The organism is Paraburkholderia sp. PGU19 (assembly GCF_013426915.1).
Lineage (GTDB): Bacteria > Pseudomonadota > Gammaproteobacteria > Burkholderiales > Burkholderiaceae > Paraburkholderia.
The window spans coordinates 1,077,275-1,096,039 of sequence record NZ_AP023181.1 but is presented as its reverse complement, the minus strand read 5'-3'; the positions used below and the strand labels follow the sequence as shown (position 1 = coordinate 1,096,039).

Sequence of the window (18,765 nt, the reverse complement as noted above, 5' to 3'; positions counted from 1 at the left end):
CGCTGTCTTTCAACCGTTCGCCTACTTCTTATCATCCATGCGCTTGAGCGTAGTCGTGTACTGCTCATAACCGGGCTTTTGGGTCGCGTTTCCGTTTTCATCGAGATTGACAGGATCGATTCCCGTCAGATGCGAAGCGATACGCGTATGCCCGTTTTCGGTCACGTTGTAGAGCAGATGACCGCTGTCTTCCATCGGTTCACTATCGCCTTTTTTCATGTTGTAGAAGCGATAAGGATGATTGGTTCGATACGTGAAGTTCTCGACTGGCCCGCTCTTGACCGGCTTGCCAGGCTTGCTGGGCGGATTGTGGTCGGTGGCGACGAGCCGATGATCCACGCCTTCGATCGTGCCTGACGGCAACGTATCGAAGTGGCCGGTTTCGTTGCGAAACTTCAACTCGTCGCGCAGGGTGGCTTTGTCTTTGTCGGAAAGAACCGCAACCGTGCTATTCGTCAAACGGGGGTTTTCGGCGAGCCGCTGTTTCGCTTTTGCCTTCGCTTCTTCGTCGCTCGTGGCGAGATGCCTTTCGTCGAAGTCCTCGCTGACGAAGTCGCTCAATGACGTCTGGCTATCGAAATATCGCCCTTTCGGCGAGCTTGCGCGCGAATCCGATGTCGAGAAGCTCGTGCGGCGAAACGATGCCGAACTGCAGGAATCGGACTCGTCGCCTGACGATTCGGTATCGCTCGACGATGAACCTTCGGACGAGATTGAACTGCTGCTGCCTCTGCGTGCGAGCAACGGACTGAATTGCGACGGTGGAGCGGACCGTCGAGTCTGATTGTCGCGAGCCGCTTTATCGTCCTTCGTGCCGGTATGCGTTGCGGGAAGCGATGCCTGATGTCCCGCTTCTGTGATTCGACTCTTGAACATGCCGATCTCTCTTTCCAAAGTGACAGCGACGTGCTGCCTTGACTGGATGGTCTTCGATTCGAAGCGATGCCAGCCGCACCGACGCGAACGGCAGCGGCATTCCGCGAAGCAAGCGCCGCTTTGCGCGTGCTGGCGTTCGGCCTAAACTAGCCTCTCGTTCCCCGTTCCCGAACCCATGCCTGCTTGCCACGACCACGATGCGCACTCGTCGGCCGAACCGGTCGATGACCCATTGCAAGACCCGGCTCTGCTGCGCCGCTTGCTGCGCGCCAAAGACCACATGGATGCAGCCTCGCACGAGGCATGGCCTGTCGAGCGCCTCGCCGGGATCAGCGGTGTCTCCACAGCCCATTTCGCGCGCTGCTTCAAGCGCGCCTTCGGCGTTCCGCCGCACCGATACCTGCTGACACGGCGCATCGAGCAGGCCACGACGCTGCTGCGCGACACGGAGCTCGCCATCACGGACATTGCGTTCGCCACCGGCTGGGAGAGCCTCGGCACGTTTGGCCGCACGTTTCGCGACGTGACGGGCCGAAGCCCCAGCGCGATGCGCGTCGAGGCGCGCGCCAATGGGGATCAGCTTGCTCGCGTGCCGGCGTGCGTTCTGAAGGCCGCAGAGCGGCCCGACCTCACCACAGCAGTTTTGGAGAAGCGTCGCCGCAAGGCCAAAGGTACATTTCGGCTACCAATCGAGGAGGTGTCGTGATGAACCAGGGAATCAACGTAGTGGGACTGTATGTCGACGATCAGGACGAAGCGCTCGCGTTCTATGTCGACAAGCTCGGATTTCGCGTCCACACGGACGTGCGCAACGGCGCGTATCGGTGGCTCACCGTGCAGCATCCGGAACAGCCTTCGTTTCAACTCGGCCTGTTCACGCCCGGCCCGCCCGTGCATGACGAGGCCACGGCTCAGACTTTGCGCGCGATGGTCGCAAAGGGCGCCATGCCGCCCCTCGTGCTGTCGGTGGCGGACTGCCGCGCGAGTTATGCGCAACTGAAAGCCCGCGGCGTCGAGTTTATTCAGGAGCCGGTAGAACGCTTCGGCAGCGTCGATGCGGGTTTCCGCGATCCAGCCGGCAACGGCTGGAAAATGATCCAGGCCCCCGCGACTTAGCGAGATCAGGCGCGCCACGCTGACACTAGACGCCAGGTCTTCGCGGGCATGAGCTACCACCAGTAAGCATTTCTCGAACTCGTTCGCGGAGCAGCGGCGCATGCCGCCGTTCCGCGAGCGAGAAGACGCCTACTGAAAGCCCACCACGTCGTGCGGCACATACGGCGCTTCGAGCGACGCCAGTTCATCCGCAGTGAGCTTCACACCGAGCGCCGCGATCGCATCGTCCAGATGCTGCGGCTTCGACGCGCCGATGATCGGCGCGCTCACCCCCGCCTTGCCGATCACCCACGCCAACGCCACTTGCGCACGTGGAATGCCGCGCGCCTGCGCGATCTTCGCAACTGCTTCAATCACGCGACGATCCGCGTCCGCCGTCTTGTCGTACAGGCTGTTGCCGAACGAGTCAGTTTGCTGGCGTTCCGTGGTCTCGTCCCAGTCGCGCGTCAGACGGCCGCGCGCGAGCGGGCTCCACGGAATCACGCCGATCCCTTCGTCCGCGCACAGCGGCAGCATCTCGCGCTCTTCCTCGCGATACAGCAGGTTCAGGTGATTCTGCATCGTCACGAAGCGCGTCCAGCCGTTTCGCTCGGCCACGTGCAGCGCTTTCGCGAACTGCCACGCGAACATCGACGACGCGCCGATATAGCGCGCCTTGCCCGCCTTCACGACATCATGCAGCGCCTCCAGCGTTTCTTCGATCGGCGTTGCGTAGTCCCAGCGGTGAATCTGATACAGGTCCACGTAGTCGGTGCCAAGCCGCAACAGGCTCGCGTCGATCGACTGGAAAATTGCCTTACGCGACAGGCCCGATCCATTCGGCTTCTTCGCGTCGGCGCGATTGCCCATCGGAAAGAACACTTTGGTCGCGAGCACGATTTCGTCGCGCCGTGCGAATTCCTTCAACGCGCGGCCGACAATTTCTTCCGATGTGCCGTCCGAATACGTGTTCGCGGTGTCGAAGAAATTGATGCCGGCTTCCAGCGCCTGGCGGATCAGCGGGCGGCTTGCGTCCTCGTTCAGCGTCCACGGGTGCGGGCCCCGCTCGGGTACGCCGTACGTCATGCAACCCAGGCAGAGCGGGGAGATATCGAGTCCGGTGCGGCCCAGCTTCACATAGTCCATCTCATCCTCCGTGGGGTTTGGCATTCGATTATGTCGCAATTGAACGAAAGTCTGCTTCCGCCACGCCTTGCAAGCTGAAGATCGTCACGCACAAGGTCGATGACGGACATGCGCAATTGAGCGTCGAAGACTCGGGCACGGGCTGTCGATCTGCCGTTCGATCATCGAAGCGCATGGCGGGCGCACCTGGGCCGAATCGCAGGAAGGCGAGGGCACGACGATGCAATTCATCTTGCCGCTCGACGAAGCGGTGAATGGGGAAAGCTGAGGGATCAGCCGTGTGTTCGGGAATGCGTAAAAGGCGGAAGTGTGGACCGCACGCGAGCAGGCGAAGGCGCGGAACAGGACTTCGCGATTCGCTGAACGCGTTAATCAGCTGCAGTCAGCAGTTTGGCGAAGAGAAGAGAAAGGACGCACATCAGCGGCGGCTTCGAAGCGAAGCGGGCCGCTGGTTAAAGAGCCGATCATGTCCAACGCGAGACCGCGCATGGACGATCAGCTGCCGAAGTAGATGTTGCAGTAGCTGGCCGGGCCGACGCACGAATTGGCGCCCGTGCCGTGCTTGTGGAACAGCCCACGCGAGCCGGCTTGCGAAGTGCCCGAAGCAACGCCGCCATACGACGTTGAACCTGTATCGCCACCTTCTGCCGTCGTCGCAGCCGGGCCGCGTTCCGATGCGGGTGCGCCGGCGATCGGGTTGTAGTAAGGAGCCGGACCGAATCCGCTTGCGAAGACGGGAGCGGATGCGAAAGCCGTTGCGGCGAGAAGAGCGGCGGCGACAAGTTTGGTTTTCATGGCTGGTACCTCCAGAATCGGTTAGGGATCGAAAGTTCGTTGAACGAATGTGCGTCAACGTTGGTACCAGTCTATTGGGCGAAGCCGAAGAGAATAAGGGCGTTGGCGGGAACGGTCACTTGCCGGATTCGTGTTTAATCCACAAATGGAAATGACACGCGAGACATTGTTGAGTCTGCGTGTCTTCGAGAAGGCTGGACTGATGGTCCGGATCGGTGAGTCCTTCGCGGCGCCGCCGGCCGGAAGTGATTTGCAAGCTTCACGCTCGCGGCCGGCTGTGAGCGACGTCCCACGGGGCAATTGCCCTATATAACTGCCCGCCCTGGTACATTCCCTACAAAGCCGCCAGAAGAGCGCTGGCCTTGCGCCATCCACTCCCCCGCCGCCGGTCGCGTCATTCGCCCGCAAACCCCCGCCCCATCTCGCAGCGCGAGTCGTTGCAACGTCGAATGCACGCTCTCGCACCCAATGCACGGAAACCATGCATTACCTGAGGTATGGGAAAGAGCGCAGAAAATGTAGCTGGATGAAGCAAATTGGCTTGATACGCTGCAGTTCATGCATTAAGCCCGCGGTTCACCGGATGTGACGCACGAATCTTCTGCTAGTCAGAGGTTGAGCGGCATATTGTGCGGAGAAACCCGGGTTCGCAATCGAGTGCTGCCGCAGTTCAAGCAAACGCAATGCGCGGCGCCGATTTCCTGAACTCGCCAGTTGGGATGACAGAATGACGCCAAACCTGACATTCGCGCCGGACAGCATGGTCCATCCGGGTACCTTCGGAGCGGACGACGTATCCGCAGCGGCGAAACCCGTCGCTATCTCCGGGACCGATATTCTCACGGTCAAGAACCTGTCGAAGATCTTCGGACCGAAGCCCGAGCGTGCCGCTGAACTGATCAGGCAAGGTCTCGGCCGCAACGAAATCTTCGAGCAAACGGGCAACATGGTTGCCGTCAACGATGTGAGCCTCAGCGTCAAGGCGGGCGAAATTTTCGTCGTCATGGGCCTGTCCGGTTCGGGCAAGTCGACGCTGGTGCGCCTGCTCAACCGGCTGATCGAGCCGACGTCCGGCCAGGTCATTCTCGAAGGCCGCGACATCGCACCGATGTCGACGCCGGAACTGCGCGACGTGCGCCGCAAGAAGATGGCGATGGTGTTCCAGTCATTCGCGCTGCTGCCGAACCGCACGGTGCTCGACAACATCGCCTATGGGCTGGAAGTCGCGGGCCTCAAGAAGGCCGAGCGATACGACATTGCGCGCGCCGCGCTGACGCGGGTCGGCCTCGGTTCGTATGAAAAGCTGCTGCCGGGCGAACTCTCCGGCGGCATGCAGCAACGCGTCGGCCTCGCTCGCGCGCTCGCCGTGAATCCCTCCGTGCTCTTGATGGACGAAGCCTTCTCGGCACTCGATCCACTGATCCGATTCGAAATGCAAAGCGAGCTGCTGAGGCTTCAGAAAGAAGAGCAGCGCACCATCGTGTTCATTTCGCACGATATCGAAGAAGCGATCAAGATCGGCGGCCGCATCGGCATCATGAAGGATGGCTGTCTGATTCAGGTCGGCACGCCGGCCGAGCTGATCCAGTCGCCCGCCGATGCCTACGTGCGCGACTTCTTCCGCAATGTCGACGTTTCGCGCTTCCTGAAGGCATCGAGCCTGATGACGAAAGTGGAACGCGGGCTGATTTCCTGCGACGTTGCCGCGCCTTCGCAGCGCTACCTGAATCAGCTTATCGATAGCGGCGTCGAATGCGGCTACGTATGCGACGAAGCAGGTCGATATCAGGGCTGCGTCACGCCGGCTTCGCTGCACAAGATGGGCGCCCATTCCATCAGGGAGGCGTTCGTGAACGACGTGAACGCTGTCCCGCTGGATACGGATCTGCATCAACTGGCCACGATCGCATTGAGCCAGCAACACGATGTACCCGTCACCGACACAGCCGGCAGGCTCGCAGGCGTCGTGTCCTGCCGGACGATTCTCAAGCAGGTCATGGAACGGAGAGCAGCATGAACTCGTCAGTCATCGGGAAGTTTGCGGAAAACGCTGTCAACTTTCTCTTTCAGCATTTCCGCGGCGGCTTCGACGCTTTCTCTGCCGCGTTGGGCGCTGTCATCAAGCTGCTGGAAGACGGACTCGCTGCCGTTCCGTTCGTTGCGATGCTCGTGCTTCTCGTCGCGTTTGCATTGTGGCGCCGGGGCGTCGTGTTCTCGGTGTTCGTCGGCATTGCGCTGCTGGCGATCCACTACATGGGACTTTGGGCGCAGACGGTATCCACGTTGGCGCTGGTGATGGCGGCGACGGTCTTCAGTCTTGTGATCGGTGTGCCGCTGGGCATCTGGGGCGCGCGTAACAAACGCGTCGAAATGGTCCTGCGCTCGCTGCTCGATTTCATGCAGACGATGCCGGCATTCGTCTATCTGATTCCTGCCGTCATTCTGTTCGGTCTGGGCCGGGTGCCCGCCGTGATCGCCACCATCGTGTTCTCGATGCCGCCCGTCGTACGCCTCACCACATTGGGCATTCGCCAGGTTCGCGAGGAACTACTGGAAGCGGGTCGCTCGTTCGGCAGCACGGATTCGCAACTGCTCTGGAAAATCCAGCTGCCGAATGCGCTGCCGTCGATCATGGCCGGTGTGAATCAGACCATCATGATGGCGCTTTCGATGGTCGTGGTCGCATCGATGATCGGCGCGGGCGGTCTCGGCGAGTACGTGTTGAGCGGCATCCAGCGGCTCGATATCGGCATCGGCTTCGAGGGCGGGCTGGGCGTCGTGCTGCTTGCCATCGTGCTCGACCGCCTCACGGAGAGCTTCGGCGTGAAGGCGAAGAAGGCGAAGCGCACCGTACGAACCGCAAAGCCCGGCACGAACGCGGCGGTGCGCACCTGACGCAAGCGCACGCCGTTATCTCGCAGTAAAGAAACAACACACCACAACGCTAAGTTTGTCCATTTTTCTAAAATTTCCATAATCGCGTAGGAGTACTGTATGAAGATCAATCTGTTCAAGTCGCTGGTTGCGAAGCTGACTGTATCGACGGTGGTTGCAATGAGCGCTGGCCACGCTGTAGCGGCCGACCCCATCAAGATGGCGGTGACGAACTGGGCGGACGTGCTGGCCGTCGCCAACGTCGCCAAGTACGCGCTCGAGACCAGTCTCAAGCAACCCGTCCAGTTCGTGCAGGCGGATATCGGCATCCAGTATCAGGGCGTTGCACGCGGCGATCTCGACATCATGGTCGGCGGATGGCTGCCCGTGACGCACGGCGCCTACTACGCGAAGTACAAGAACGATATGGAAGACGTCGGCGTAATCTATACGGGCGGCAAGAACGGTTGGGCGGTGCCCGCCTACATTCCCGAGTCGCAGGTTGCGACGATCTCCGACCTCGAAAAGCCGGAGGTGAAGAGCAAGCTGAACGGCACCATTCAAGGTATCGAACCCGGCGGCGGTCTGATGCAGGCATCCGAAAAGGCCCTCAAGGCGTACGACCTGAACGGCTACAACCTCCAATCGTCGAGCGAGGCGGGCATGCTCGCGGGCGTGTCGCGCGCCTATCAGTCGAAGCAATGGATCGTCGCGACGGTCTGGAGCCCGCACTGGCTGTTCCAGAAGTGGCAGATGCGCTACCTGAAGGACCCGAAAGGCACGCTGGGCGGCGAAGAGCAGGTACATGCGTTCGCGTCGAAGCAGTTCGCAACGAAATTCCCCCGTGCTGACGTGTTCTTCAAGCACTTCAAGCTGAGCCTCGCCGACGTCGAGTCGATTGAATTCGAAGGCAACAGCACGAACGACTATGCAACGGCTGCGAAGAAATTCGTCGATGCCCATCCGGAAAAGCTGAAGGCCTGGTTGCAGCAATAAGCCGCACAGCACTCCATATGGCATCAACCGGTTGTCGCCGTCTTGCACTACATGCTTCACGATTTTTCCCGGAGTAACCACGTGAACGAGAACTCGCGCTTTTTTGCAGAACCGCTCCAGAGCCGCGACCCTGTCATCGCATCGGAGATTGCGCTGGAGTTGCGCCGCCAGCAAACGCAGATCGAACTGATTGCTTCCGAGAACATCGTCTCGGCGGCAGTGATGGAAGCGCAAGGCACCGTGCTGACCAACAAGTACGCGGAAGGCTATCCGTCGAAGCGTTACTACGGCGGCTGCGAGCATGTGGACCGCATCGAGGCGCTCGCCATCGACCGCGTGAAAGCGCTGTTCGAAGCCGAGTTCGCCAACGTGCAGCCGCACTCGGGCGCGCAGGCTAACGGCGCGGTGATGCTAGCGCTCGTCAAGCCGGGCGAGACCGTGATGGGCATGTCGCTCGATGCGGGCGGGCACCTGACGCACGGCGCGCGTCCCGCGCTGTCGGGCAAGTGGTTCAACGCGGTCCAGTACGGTGTGAATCCGCAAACGTATCGCATCGACTATGAGCAGGTGCGCCGGCTGGCTGAAGAGAATCGGCCGAAGCTCATCATCGCGGGCTATTCGGCTTATCCGCGCGCGCTGGACTTCGCCGCATTCCGCGAAATCGCCGATAGCGTGGGCGCGCTGTTGATGGTCGACATGGCGCACATTGCCGGTATCGTTGCAGCGGGGCGGCACGAGAACCCGGTCCGGTTTGCCGATGTCGTGACGTCCACGACGCACAAGACGCTGCGCGGACCGCGTGGCGGCTTCATCCTGACCAACAACGGCGACATCGCGAAGAAGATCAACTCGGCCGTTTTCCCCGGCTTGCAGGGCGGACCGCTGATGCATGTCATCGCGGGCAAGGCGGTCGCGTTCGGTGAAGCGCTGCGGCCGGAGTTCACCGCGTATATCGACCATGTGCTGCGTAACGCCCAGGCGCTCGGCAATGTGCTCAAGTCGGGCGGGCTGAGCCTCGTGACGGACGGCACCGACAACCATTTGCTGCTCGTCGATCTGCGCTCGAAGGGTCTGACGGGTACGCAGGCGGAGAAGGCGCTGGAGCGGGCCGGTATCACCTGCAACAAGAACGGCATTCCGTTCGACACGCAGAACCCGACAGTCACGTCGGGCATTCGCCTCGGCACGCCGGCAGGCACGACGCGCGGTTTTGGCACTGCGCAATTCGAGCAGATCGGCCAGATGATTCTGGAAGTATTGTCCGCGCTGGAACACGAACCGGCGGGCGACGAACAGGTGGAGCGCGCGGTCCGTAGCCGCGTGAGAGACCTGTGCAGCCAGTTCCCCATTTACTCGCATGCTGAAGCGCTTGTCTAAAGCGATTCGCTGATCAACTACTCAAGAGAGAATCGAAATGAGCTTCGAGGGCGTACATACACCGCTCGTCACCCCGTTCAAGGCGGATGGCGAAATCGATCACACGTTGCTCGGCAAGCACGCCGCGAATCTCGCGGGCCGTGTCGCGGGCCTCGGCGTCGGCGGAACGACGGGCGAATACTACGCGTTGAGTTTCGACGAACGCGTGGAGACGTTCAACACCGTCGCCGAAGCGGCGGGTGGCAAGACCTGGCTGACGGCGGGCATCAACGCCACGACCACGAAAGAAGTGATCCGTCTCGGCCAGGAAGCGAAGCGCGCGGGCCTGAATGCGCTGCTGCTTGCCGCGCCGTACTACGCGCAGCCGACCCAGGACGAACTGCTGACCCACCTGCTGAAGGTGGACGACAGCCTCGATATGCCCGTCATGCTGTACAACTTTCCGGCGCGCACGGGCACGGACATCAGCGACGACGTACTGTCGAAGCTGCTCGAACGGCCCAACTTCATCGCGATGAAGGAGAGCACGGGCGATATCTCGCATCTGCATCATCTCGCCACGCACTTCAAGGAGCGGCTGGTGCTGAGCTGCGGGATGGACGACCAGGCGCTCGAATTCTTCGTCTGGGGCGCAAAGAGCTGGGTGGGCGGCGCGTCCAACTTCCTGCCGGAAGCACATACGGCGCTCTTCGATGCCTGCGTGAAGCAAGGCGACTTCACAACCGGCCGCAAGCTGATGGCGCAATTGCTGCCCGTGCTGGAACTGCTCGAACGCAGCGGCAAGTTCATTCAATACGTTCGATACGGCTGCGAGCTGGCGGGCATGCCTGTCGGTGCCGCACGCGCGCCGCTCGGCACGCTTGATGAAAACGAACGCAGCGGCTTCGCCAAGCTCGTACGCCCGATGTTGCCTAACGCTCAGTAACGTGCATGACCTCGAAACTGGAATTCGCGCGGTTTCCCGCCCCCGACGGTGTGAACGGATGGTGGGAAAGCCTGCCGCCGGCTGCACCCGCGGTCGCGGTGTCGTCTGAGTGCCGCTACGACTGGGTCGTGGTCGGCGGCGGCATTACGGGCTTGTGCGCGGCCCGGCGCCTGGCCGAGCTTGCGCCGGATGCGTCGATTGCGCTGGTCGAGGCGGATCGTATCGGGCGCACGACGGCCGGGCGCAATTCCGGCTTCTTCGTCGATTTGCCGCACGACATCAGCAGCGAGAGCTATTCGCGCAGCGTGGAAGCGGACAAGGCAGACGTCCGCTTCCAGCGTCACGGCATCGACTATGTGCGCTCGATCGTGAAGGCGCACAGCATCGAGTGCGACTGGCGCGACGACGGGAAATTTCATGCTTCGGTGAACCGGAAGGGACATGCGGCGCTGGCGCATTTCGCCGAAGGCCTGGAACGCATCGACGAAGCATTCGAGTGGCTCGACCAGGCGGCCATCGCAAAGGTCACGGGCACGGACTTCTACGAGGGCGCGCTTTTTACGCCGGGATGCAGCACGGTGCAGCCCGCGGCGCTGATGCGCGGCCTCGCCGCGAGCTTGCCCGCGAACGTGCAGGTGTTCGAGCTCAGTGCGGTAAAGCGGATAGACGATCAAGGGCTTTCGAAGGTGTTGACCTTCGCGGGCGGCAAGATTGTCGCGAAGCGCGTGATTCTCTGCACCAATGCCTATGCGGCCACGTTCGGCGGACATCCGAACGGCCTGCTGCCCGTGTACACGTTCGCGTCGATGACACGCGTGATGAACCCGGAAGAAGTAAAGCGGCTCGGCGGCACGCGCTCATGGGCGCTGATTCCCGCCGATCCGATGGGCTCGACCGTACGCCGTCTGATCACGGACCGCATCTGCGTTCGCAATCACTTTGCGTTCCGGCCGAACCTCGAAGTATCGCCAGCCGATCTGGCGAAAGCGAAGAGCCTGCATCAACGCTCATTCGACCGGCGCTTTCCGATGTTGAAGGACGTCGAACTCGAATACACATGGGGTGGCCCGTTGTGCCTGTCGGCGAACAACGGCGCATTGTTCGGGCGCAGGGCCGATGGCGTGTTCGAAGCGGTTGGATGCAATGGCCTGGGCTTAAGCAGAGGATCGGCGTCAGGCAAGCTGATCGCCGAATACGCGCTCGGCCAGTCCAGCGATCTCGTCCGTCAGCTTCTGAATCAGCCGCATCCGCGTTCGCTGCCCGTGCGTCCCATTGCGGACGTCGCGGTGTCGGCGGCGATCTGGGTCAAGGAATTTTCGGCGGGGGCCGAGCTTTAAATCTGTGAGGACAGGACATGACGACGTATCAGGAATGGAAGCAGAAAGCGGAAGCCTTGTCGCTTGACGGCAGAGCCTTGATCGCGGGGCAACGCGCAAATGCGGCATCGAATGAGACGTTTGCGACGCTCAATCCTTCGACGGGTAAAGTGCTGGCCGACATCGCAAAGTGCGATGCGAAAGATATCGACCGCGCGGTCGCAGCGGCACGAGAGGCATTCGAATCCGGCGTGTGGTCGAAGGCCGCGCCCGCGCAACGTAAAGCGGTGCTGCTGCGGCTCGCGCAACTGATCGACGATAACGCGGAAGAACTGGCGCTGCTCGAAGCGCTGGAGGCAGGCAAGCCGATCAGCGAATGCATGGGACTGGACATTCCCGAGTCGGCGGCGTGCATCCGCTGGCACGCGGAAGTCACGGACAAGCGATACGACGCGCTGTCGCCATCGGGCGCGAGCGTCGTCAGCATGATTACGCGCGAGCCGATTGGCGTCGTGGGCGCGGTGCTGCCGTGGAATTTCCCGGCGCTCATGCTCGCATGGAAAATCGGTCCGGCGCTGTCGGTCGGCAATAGCGTGATCGTGAAGCCCGCCGAGCAGACATCGCTGTCCACGCTGCGCATCGCCGATCTCGCGCTGGAAGCGGGCGTGCCCGCAGGCGTCTTGAGCGTCGTGACCGGCCTCGGCGAAAGCGCGGGCCAGGCATTGGGCCGTCACGCGGACGTCGATCTGGTGGCGTTCACCGGTTCGACGGAAACGGGCAAGCGGTTTCTGCACTACTCGGCGGATACGAACCTGAAGCGCGTCGTGCTCGAATGCGGCGGCAAGAACCCGCAGGTCGTGCTGCCCGATGTCGCGAATCTCGATGCCGTCGCGGAGCAAGCCGTCGCCGCCGCGTTCTGGAATATGGGCGAGAACTGCAGCGCAGGCTCGCGTATTCTGGTTCCGTCGTCGCTGAAGGCGAGATTGCTGGAGAAAATGCAAGCGGTTCTGGAAGGATGGAAAACGGGCGACCCGCTCGACCCCGACGTCAAGCTCGGTTCGCTGATCGAGCAGAAGCATTACGAAAAGGTGCTCAGTCACATTGAAAAAGCGAAGGCGGAAGGTGCGCGCGTCGTATGCGGCGGCAAGGCCACGCGTACCGACTCGGGCGGCTGGTTCGTCGAGCCGACGATCTTCGACAACGTGACGCCGCAAATGAGCATCGCGCGGGAAGAAGTGTTCGGCCCGGTGGTGTGCTTCATCGAATATGCGGATATCGACGAAGCCGTGCAGATTGCCAACGACACCTGCTACGGCCTCGCCGCCTCGCTGTGGACCGACAACGTAAACCACTCGCACAAGATCGCGGCTCGGATTCGCGCGGGCACGGTGACGGTGAACTGCTTCGGCGAGGGCGATCTGTCCACGCCGTTCGGCGGGTTCAAGCAATCGGGCTTCGGTGGCCGCGACAAATCCGTCTATGCGCACGACCAGTACTGCGAGTTGAAGACCACCTGGCTGAAGCTCGACTAAGACGGTTCGACACAACGGATAACCCAGCCATGCAGGCTGGGTCCGCATCACACTCACGCGAGGCCAAATGCGAGCTGGATTCATCGGAACGGGCACGATCACACAAGCGGTCGTGACAGGCATGCTCAGATTCGGCGTGCCGTTCGAGCGGATATCGCTGTCGCCGCGTAACGCGCGAACGGCGGCGGAACTTGCCGCGCTCGACGGGCGTATCCAAGTCTGCGAAAGCAACCAGCAAGTGCTGGATGACTCGGATGTCGTCTGTCTTGCGGTTGTGCCGCAAATCGCGGCCGAGGTGCTGGGCGAACTCGAATTCGGTTCGCGTCACCACGTCATCAGCTTCATGGCGGGCATTTCTCTCGATCAGTTGCGCGGCCTTGTCCGCACGAGCGGCAAGATCGCGCGCGCCGTGCCGCTGCCAGCCGTCGCCGAGGGCAAGGGCAGCACCGCGATCTGCCCCGCCGACGAAGTCGCCAAAGCGATCTTTGCGGCGCTCGGTGAAGCCGTCGAAGTCGATGGCGAAGAGAAGTTCGATGCGCTCTCCGCCGCGACAGCGACGATGGCGAGCTTCTACGCCGTGCTCGAAACCCAGGCGTCGTGGCTGGCGAAGCAGGGCATCGACTACGTCGACGCGCGGGCATTTTTGTCCGGCTATTGTGTCGGACTTGCCCACGACACGACCCGGACGGCGCAACCGTTTTCAGCCATGGTCATGCATTGCATGACACCGGGCGGCATCAACGAACAGCTACACACCGAGCTTTCCCGGCGTGGGGCCTACGCTTGCTACGGCGAAGCGCTCGACGGCGTGCTGCGGCGTATCAGGGGCCGCGCTTAGCGGCCGGCGCGCGAATGCGCGGCGAGCGCGGCGGCAGCGGATAATCGTCAGATGCAGGCGAATACGGGACGGCGGCGCGGGCGCAGCGGATGCGGCTGCATCCTCGGGTTGCCCGCCATTGCCAGTTGCAAGGAAGAATCGCACACTATTTTTCTGCGGGAGCTGTCCGCTCGACGCGCCGTCGCCGCATTGCGCATCCGCTTCACAGGTGAAAGCCATGCAAAAGAAACAGTTGTTCGCCGACCGGCTGCTCGCGCAGATGCCTTCTCTGCGGGCGCTGAGATGCTTCGTCACGGCCGCCCGATACGAGAGCTTCACGCAAGCCGCCGAAGTGCTGTGCGTCACGCAAGCCGCCATCAGTCGGCAGATCAAGGAACTGGAGGACTCGCTGGAGGTGGCCCTGTTCGAGCGGACGGGCAGACATATCGCGCTGACGGATGCCGGGCGCATTCTGTACAACGCGTCCTATCTGTCGATCATGAATATCGCCGAAGCGGCCGAAGCCGTGCGCCGCACCGACCGGCATGCGCTGACGGTCTGCGTCTCGCACACCTTCTCGGCGCTGTGGCTGTCGTTCAGGCTGCCGTCGTTTCGCAAGCGCTTTCCGGATATCCGTTTGCACGTGATGGTCACCGAGCACTTCATGGAGCTGGACGACCTCATGGAGCCCGACGTCATCATTACGAAGAACCCGCCGCGCGAGCCGGAATACGAAATCGAGCCACTCTTTCACGACGTGGTGTATCCCGTGTGCAGCCCGTCGTTTCATGAACGGCATTTTCACGGCAGATCGTTGAAGCCACTGGATCTGCTGTCGCATCCCACATTGAATCTGTCGCTGCTGGGACGCGCGCAGGTTTGCGAGCATGTCGACTGGCGCGTGTGGCGCAACTGGTTCCAGCAAGGCGACGGTTCGGACCGGCTGGTCGACAACGAGCATCTGGAGAGCAACGACTACCGGCTGCTGGTGGCGCAGGCCGAGGCGGGCGAGGGCACGCTGCTCGGCTGGCATCATCTCGTGCATCGTCAGGTCGAGCAGGGCCGTCTGTTGCGTCCGGTGCAGGACGCGCTCGAATTCCATGACCGTCATCACTATGTGATCACGCACAAGAACGCGAAGCTGCGGCCCGAATACGTGCAGTTCCGCGAATGGCTCGGCGAAGAAGTCGGCGCGATGATGCGCGAATGGCGAAGCGTCGAAACCGAAGCAGCGAAATAGATTGACCGATATCCGTCCCGTCGACGCAGGCAGTGCCATGTTGAGCGACACCCTTCACGCCGAAAGCAGAACGTCCCGACCCTTGCGCTTCGGGATCGTGCTGTTGCCGAATTTCACGTTGACGGCGTTTTCGGGTTTCGTCGACCTGCTGAGGCTGGCAAGCGATGAAGGCGACATGAGCCGGCCCGTGCGCTGTTCGTGGACCATCGTCGGAGAATCGCTCGTGCCCGTCAGGGCGAGTTGCGGCATCCAGGTCGCGCCGTGGATCACGTTCGATGAAGCAGGCGCGTTCGATTACGTCGTGGTCGTCGGCGGCCTGTTGCATTCGGGGCCGTCCGCCAGCAAGGCCACGCTGCAGTTCATTCAGGACGCCGCGAAAACATCCGCGACATTGGTCGGCATCTGCACAGGCGTGTTCGCGCTGATGCGAGCCGAAGTGATGGACGGCTATCGCCTCTGCGTGAGCTGGTTCCACTACTGGGATTTCGTCGAACGCTTTCCGGGCGTCGACGAGCGCAATCTGGTTGCGGACCGGTTGTTCGTGATCGATGGGCGGCGTATTACCTGTTCGGGCGGGCGCGCATCGATCGATGTCGCGGCCGCGATCCTGCTGCGGCATGTCGAGGCGACGATCGTACAGAAGGCGTTGCGCATCATGCTGGTCGACGATGCGCAGAAGGGCAACGCGCCGCAGCCGCATCCGCCGGGGCTCGAACCGGCAACGCATCCGAAGGTGCGGCGCGCGATCCTGTTGATGGAGCAGCATATCGGGCAGCCGTTGAGTCTCGCGGAACTGGCCCGACGGCTGGACATGTCGGTCAGGCAACTGGAGCGGCTGTTCGCAAGCGAAACGGGCAAGTCGCCGCATGCGTATGGACGGCAGATTCGCATACGCATGGCGTCGTGGCTGCTGACGAGTTCGGACCGCACGGTTGCCGATATCGCCGCGTCGTGTGGCTTTTCCGACGCTTCGCATCTTGGCCGCGAGTTCCGGAAAGAATTCGGCGAATCGCCAAACGCGTATCGCGTGGCGAGGCCGCAAAGCCACTCACCCGCGTTGGCCGCAAGCTGACAGGTGCAGTGAGCACGTACAACCCGGCAAAAGGAACGACACGACATGACGACCGCGCAACTGCGTGATGAACTGGTTCTCTTCGGCCTGAACGTGAAAGACGCGCGCCGTTGGTATTCGATCGACGAGCGCGACTGGCGCGCGATGAAGATCGGCGACACGGTGCTGCCTGGTTTCTTCTGGATTCCCGTTGCCGAAGACGAACGCGGCGCGTGGAGCAGTTACTGGATGCGTTTGCAACCGGGCGCGCGCTCTTTCGAGCATCAGCACGATTCAACCGAGCTGCTCATGATTCTCGACGGTGTGTTCACGGACGACGACGGCACCGATTTTCTTCCCGGACAGACGGTGTGCTACGCGGCGGGTTCGCGGCATAGCACATCGTCGGAAGGGGGCTGCACGGTGCTGGTGGTCGCCCATACCGGCTCGACGATCGTTTCTCGCGCGCAAGGCTGAGCACGAAGCTAGCTCAGTGGGTCTTGCGCTTCATGTGTCCGCAATCGGAGGTGAACCGATGGTCAATACTTCAAGAAGATTTCTTCTCGCCTCGCTGGCTGCCATCACGATGACGCTTGCAAGTCACCCATGCGCTGCACAGCAGGTCGTCAAGATTGGCGTGTCGGCGCCGTTGACGGGCGTCGGAGCAGCCAACGGGAAGGACATCGAAAACGGTGTCCGGCTTGCCATCGAAGAAGCCAACGCGCAGCACATCAAGCTGGGCGGACAGGACGTGCGCTTCGAGATGGACTCCGTGGATGACCAGGGCGACCCGCGCGTTGGCGTGCAGGTGGCGCAGAAACTGGTCGACGACGGCGTGGTGGCCGTGGTCGGTTACTACAACTCGGGTGTCGCACTACCCTCATCGCCGATCTTCGCCAAGGCGGGCATCCCGTTGATCGACCCCGCCGCGACCAATCCCGCGATCACGCGACAAGGCCTGAAGAACGTGTTCCGCATCATCGCCACCGATGCGCAAAACTCCGGCAATGCAGGCAAGTACGCGGTCACCGTCACCAAAGCGCAACGGATCGCCGTGATGGACGACCGCACGGCATTCGGCCAGGGCGCAGCAGACGAATTCAAGAAGGCCGTCACGGCGGCGGGCGGCCAGATTGTCGCGTCGGAATACACGCAGGAGAAAGCCGTCGAATTCAACGCGCAACTCACGAACATCAAGTCGGCCAATGCCGATCTGCTGTACTTCGCTGGGCTCGACAATCAGGCCGCGTTGCTGACCAAGCGCATGAGACAGCTTGGCATGCGCGCGCAGTTCGTCGGCAGCGGCGGCATTGCCGACAGCATCTTCCTCAGTGTCGCGGGCAGTGCGGCCGAAGGCGCGATGGCGTGGGAGTACGGGCGGCCTGTCGAGTCGCTGCCGCAAGGCAAGGCGTTCGCGGAAAAATTCAAGAAGCGCTTTGGCGCGGACACACTGACTTATGCGCCATTCGCCTATGACTGCGCATGGGTGGCGATCAACGCGATGAAACAGGCAAACTCGGCAAAGCCCGAGGTGTTCATGCCAACGTTGCGCACCACGCAGTACGACGGAATCACCGGGAAGATCGAGTTCGATGCGTACGGCGACCTCAAGCATCCGACGTCGACGCTGTATCAGGTGAAGAACGGGAAATGGGTGGCTGTGACGACCATAAGTGCCGAATGAGTTCAGAATGAAAACGGCTGTTGCAGGGACCAAAGGATACCGGCGCCTCATTCCGTCGATGACGGCCCTCGTCGAGTTCGAATCGGTCGCGCGTCTGAGCAGCTTCACTGTTGCGGCGAACGAACTCGGCGTCACGCAGGCGGCCGTCAGCCGACAGGTCAAATTCCTCGAAGACACGCTCGGCGTGCGGCTCTTCCACCGCCTGCATCGTTCGATCGCGCTTACCGAAGAAGGCGAGGCGCTGTATCTCGTGGTCGCCGAGTCGATGCAGAAAATTGCCGGCGTGTTCGACCGGCTTTCCAGCGGCCCGGTGCAACAGGAACTGGTGCTCGCGGCGACGTCGGCGTTCTCGCACTTTCGCCTGTTGCCGCGTCTCGCCTCGCTGAAGAAAGCGCAGCCGAATCTTCAGCTACGCCTTTCCACGCAGATGTTCACGGCAGACCTGCGGCACAACGAGATCGACGTCGCAGTGCGCTTCGGCAACGGACGATGGAGCGACGGCACGGCAACCTTGCTGTTCGACGAGGAAGTCTTTCCCGTGTGCTCGCCGAAGTGGGTGGAGTCGCGCGGCATGCCGCAAACGCTGCAGGACGTCGCGAACGCGGCTCTGATCGAATCGGATTCGACGTCGGAAGGCTGGATGGGATGGGAAGCGTGGTTCAACGCCGTGGGCCTGCAGCCGCTGCGTCTGAACTTCGCGCTGCGCTGCAGCCTGTACACTGACGCAATCCAGGCCGCGCGTTATGGCGAAGGCATCGCGCTTGGGTGGGGAAGGCTCGTTCACGATCTCGTCGAAGCCGGCGAACTGGTGAGGCTGCCCGTCGCGTCGCTCAAGTCGAGCGACGCATACTTCATCGTCGTGCCGCATGGGCGCACCATCACGGCCGCCACGGACGGCCTGATCGACTGGCTGCGGCAGGATTCGCTCGCATAATCCAAAGTAATGCCAGACCGAAAATAAAGCGCATTGACGCTCTTTTTCGTCAATCCAATACTGGGTTCATCGCGGGAACGTTCGACGTTCCCACATCCCCTGAACGT

18 protein-coding genes are annotated in these 18,765 nt (G+C 61.9%); 15 read left to right on the top strand and 3 right to left on the bottom strand.

The features are described 5' to 3' along the window. Positions 1–21 precede the first annotated feature (21 nt). Positions 22–876 carry a hypothetical protein gene (locus H1204_RS34775; RefSeq protein ID WP_180735020.1) on the bottom strand — a complete coding sequence of 285 codons (855 nt, stop codon included), beginning with the start codon at positions 874–876 and terminating at the stop codon, positions 22–24. Positions 877–1,051: 175 nt separating this feature from the next. Here H1204_RS34775 and H1204_RS34770 point away from each other — a divergent pair, with 175 nt between their 5' ends. Continuing rightward, complete coding sequence (locus H1204_RS34770; protein ID WP_180735019.1) at positions 1,052–1,582, top strand: AraC family transcriptional regulator; 531 nt, start codon at positions 1,052–1,054, stop codon at positions 1,580–1,582. Further along, positions 1,582–1,992 carry a VOC family protein gene (locus tag H1204_RS34765; RefSeq protein WP_007584612.1) on the top strand — a complete coding sequence of 137 codons (411 nt, stop codon included), beginning with the start codon at positions 1,582–1,584 and terminating at the stop codon, positions 1,990–1,992. Before H1204_RS34770 ends, H1204_RS34765 begins: the two co-directional genes overlap by 1 nt. Before the next feature lie 129 nt (positions 1,993–2,121). Here the strand turns inward: H1204_RS34765 and H1204_RS34760 are convergent, their stop codons facing one another. Together H1204_RS34760 and H1204_RS34750 are read right to left on the bottom strand one after the other, a co-directional pair. Further along, positions 2,122–3,117, bottom strand: a complete 996-nt coding sequence (locus H1204_RS34760; protein ID WP_180735018.1) for an aldo/keto reductase — start codon at positions 3,115–3,117, stop codon at positions 2,122–2,124. 495 nt (positions 3,118–3,612) lie between these two features. Then, complete coding sequence (locus H1204_RS34750) at positions 3,613–3,912, bottom strand: hypothetical protein (RefSeq protein ID WP_180735017.1); 300 nt, start codon at positions 3,910–3,912, stop codon at positions 3,613–3,615. Positions 3,913–4,639: 727 nt separating this feature from the next. On the opposite strand from H1204_RS34750, the gene H1204_RS34745 reads away from it, so the two are divergent. From H1204_RS34745 to H1204_RS34685, 13 genes are all read left to right on the top strand, one after another. Next, positions 4,640–5,929 carry a glycine betaine/L-proline ABC transporter ATP-binding protein gene (locus H1204_RS34745; RefSeq protein ID WP_180735016.1) on the top strand — a complete coding sequence of 430 codons (1,290 nt, stop codon included), beginning with the start codon at positions 4,640–4,642 and terminating at the stop codon, positions 5,927–5,929. After that, complete coding sequence (locus H1204_RS34740; RefSeq protein WP_007584651.1) at positions 5,926–6,807, top strand: proline/glycine betaine ABC transporter permease; 882 nt, start codon at positions 5,926–5,928, stop codon at positions 6,805–6,807. Before H1204_RS34745 ends, H1204_RS34740 begins: the two co-directional genes overlap by 4 nt. Before the next feature lie 99 nt (positions 6,808–6,906). After that, the gene (locus H1204_RS34735; RefSeq protein ID WP_180735015.1) at positions 6,907–7,782 is read left to right on the top strand and encodes a glycine betaine ABC transporter substrate-binding protein; all 876 of its coding nucleotides are present in this window, start codon (positions 6,907–6,909) and stop codon (positions 7,780–7,782) included. An 81-nt stretch (positions 7,783–7,863) separates the two neighbouring features. Next, positions 7,864–9,159: a serine hydroxymethyltransferase gene (gene glyA / locus H1204_RS34730; protein ID WP_180735014.1), complete on the top strand. Its 1,296-nt coding sequence runs from the start codon at positions 7,864–7,866 to the stop codon at positions 9,157–9,159. Between the two features lie 37 nt (positions 9,160–9,196). Then, entirely contained in the window at positions 9,197–10,084 is an 888-nt protein-coding gene (locus H1204_RS34725; protein WP_180735013.1) for a dihydrodipicolinate synthase family protein, read from the top strand. Positions 10,085–10,089: 5 nt separating this feature from the next. Beyond that, positions 10,090–11,421, top strand: coding sequence for an FAD-binding oxidoreductase (locus tag H1204_RS34720; protein WP_180735012.1), 1,332 nt, complete (start codon positions 10,090–10,092; stop codon positions 11,419–11,421). Between the two features lie 17 nt (positions 11,422–11,438). Next, positions 11,439–12,932, top strand: a complete 1,494-nt coding sequence (locus tag H1204_RS34715; RefSeq protein ID WP_180735011.1) for an aldehyde dehydrogenase — start codon at positions 11,439–11,441, stop codon at positions 12,930–12,932. A gap of 67 nt (positions 12,933–12,999) precedes the next feature. Next, on the top strand, positions 13,000–13,770 hold the full coding sequence (locus tag H1204_RS34710) for a pyrroline-5-carboxylate reductase (RefSeq protein ID WP_180735010.1): 771 nt from the start codon (positions 13,000–13,002) through the stop codon (positions 13,768–13,770). 217 nt (positions 13,771–13,987) lie between these two features. After that, complete coding sequence (locus tag H1204_RS34705) at positions 13,988–14,989, top strand: LysR substrate-binding domain-containing protein (RefSeq protein ID WP_042306643.1); 1,002 nt, start codon at positions 13,988–13,990, stop codon at positions 14,987–14,989. A 37-nt stretch (positions 14,990–15,026) separates the two neighbouring features. Continuing rightward, positions 15,027–16,061 (top strand): GlxA family transcriptional regulator, encoded by a 1,035-nt coding sequence (locus tag H1204_RS34700; RefSeq protein ID WP_180735009.1) that lies wholly within the window; start codon positions 15,027–15,029, stop codon positions 16,059–16,061. Positions 16,062–16,106: 45 nt separating this feature from the next. After that, positions 16,107–16,517 (top strand): cupin domain-containing protein, encoded by a 411-nt coding sequence (locus H1204_RS34695; protein WP_180735008.1) that lies wholly within the window; start codon positions 16,107–16,109, stop codon positions 16,515–16,517. A 58-nt stretch (positions 16,518–16,575) separates the two neighbouring features. Next, the gene (locus tag H1204_RS34690) at positions 16,576–17,724 is read left to right on the top strand and encodes a branched-chain amino acid ABC transporter substrate-binding protein (protein WP_180735007.1); all 1,149 of its coding nucleotides are present in this window, start codon (positions 16,576–16,578) and stop codon (positions 17,722–17,724) included. Positions 17,725–17,731: 7 nt separating this feature from the next. Next, on the top strand, positions 17,732–18,658 hold the full coding sequence (locus H1204_RS34685; RefSeq protein ID WP_180735006.1) for a LysR substrate-binding domain-containing protein: 927 nt from the start codon (positions 17,732–17,734) through the stop codon (positions 18,656–18,658). The last annotated feature ends 107 nt before the right edge of the window (positions 18,659–18,765 follow it).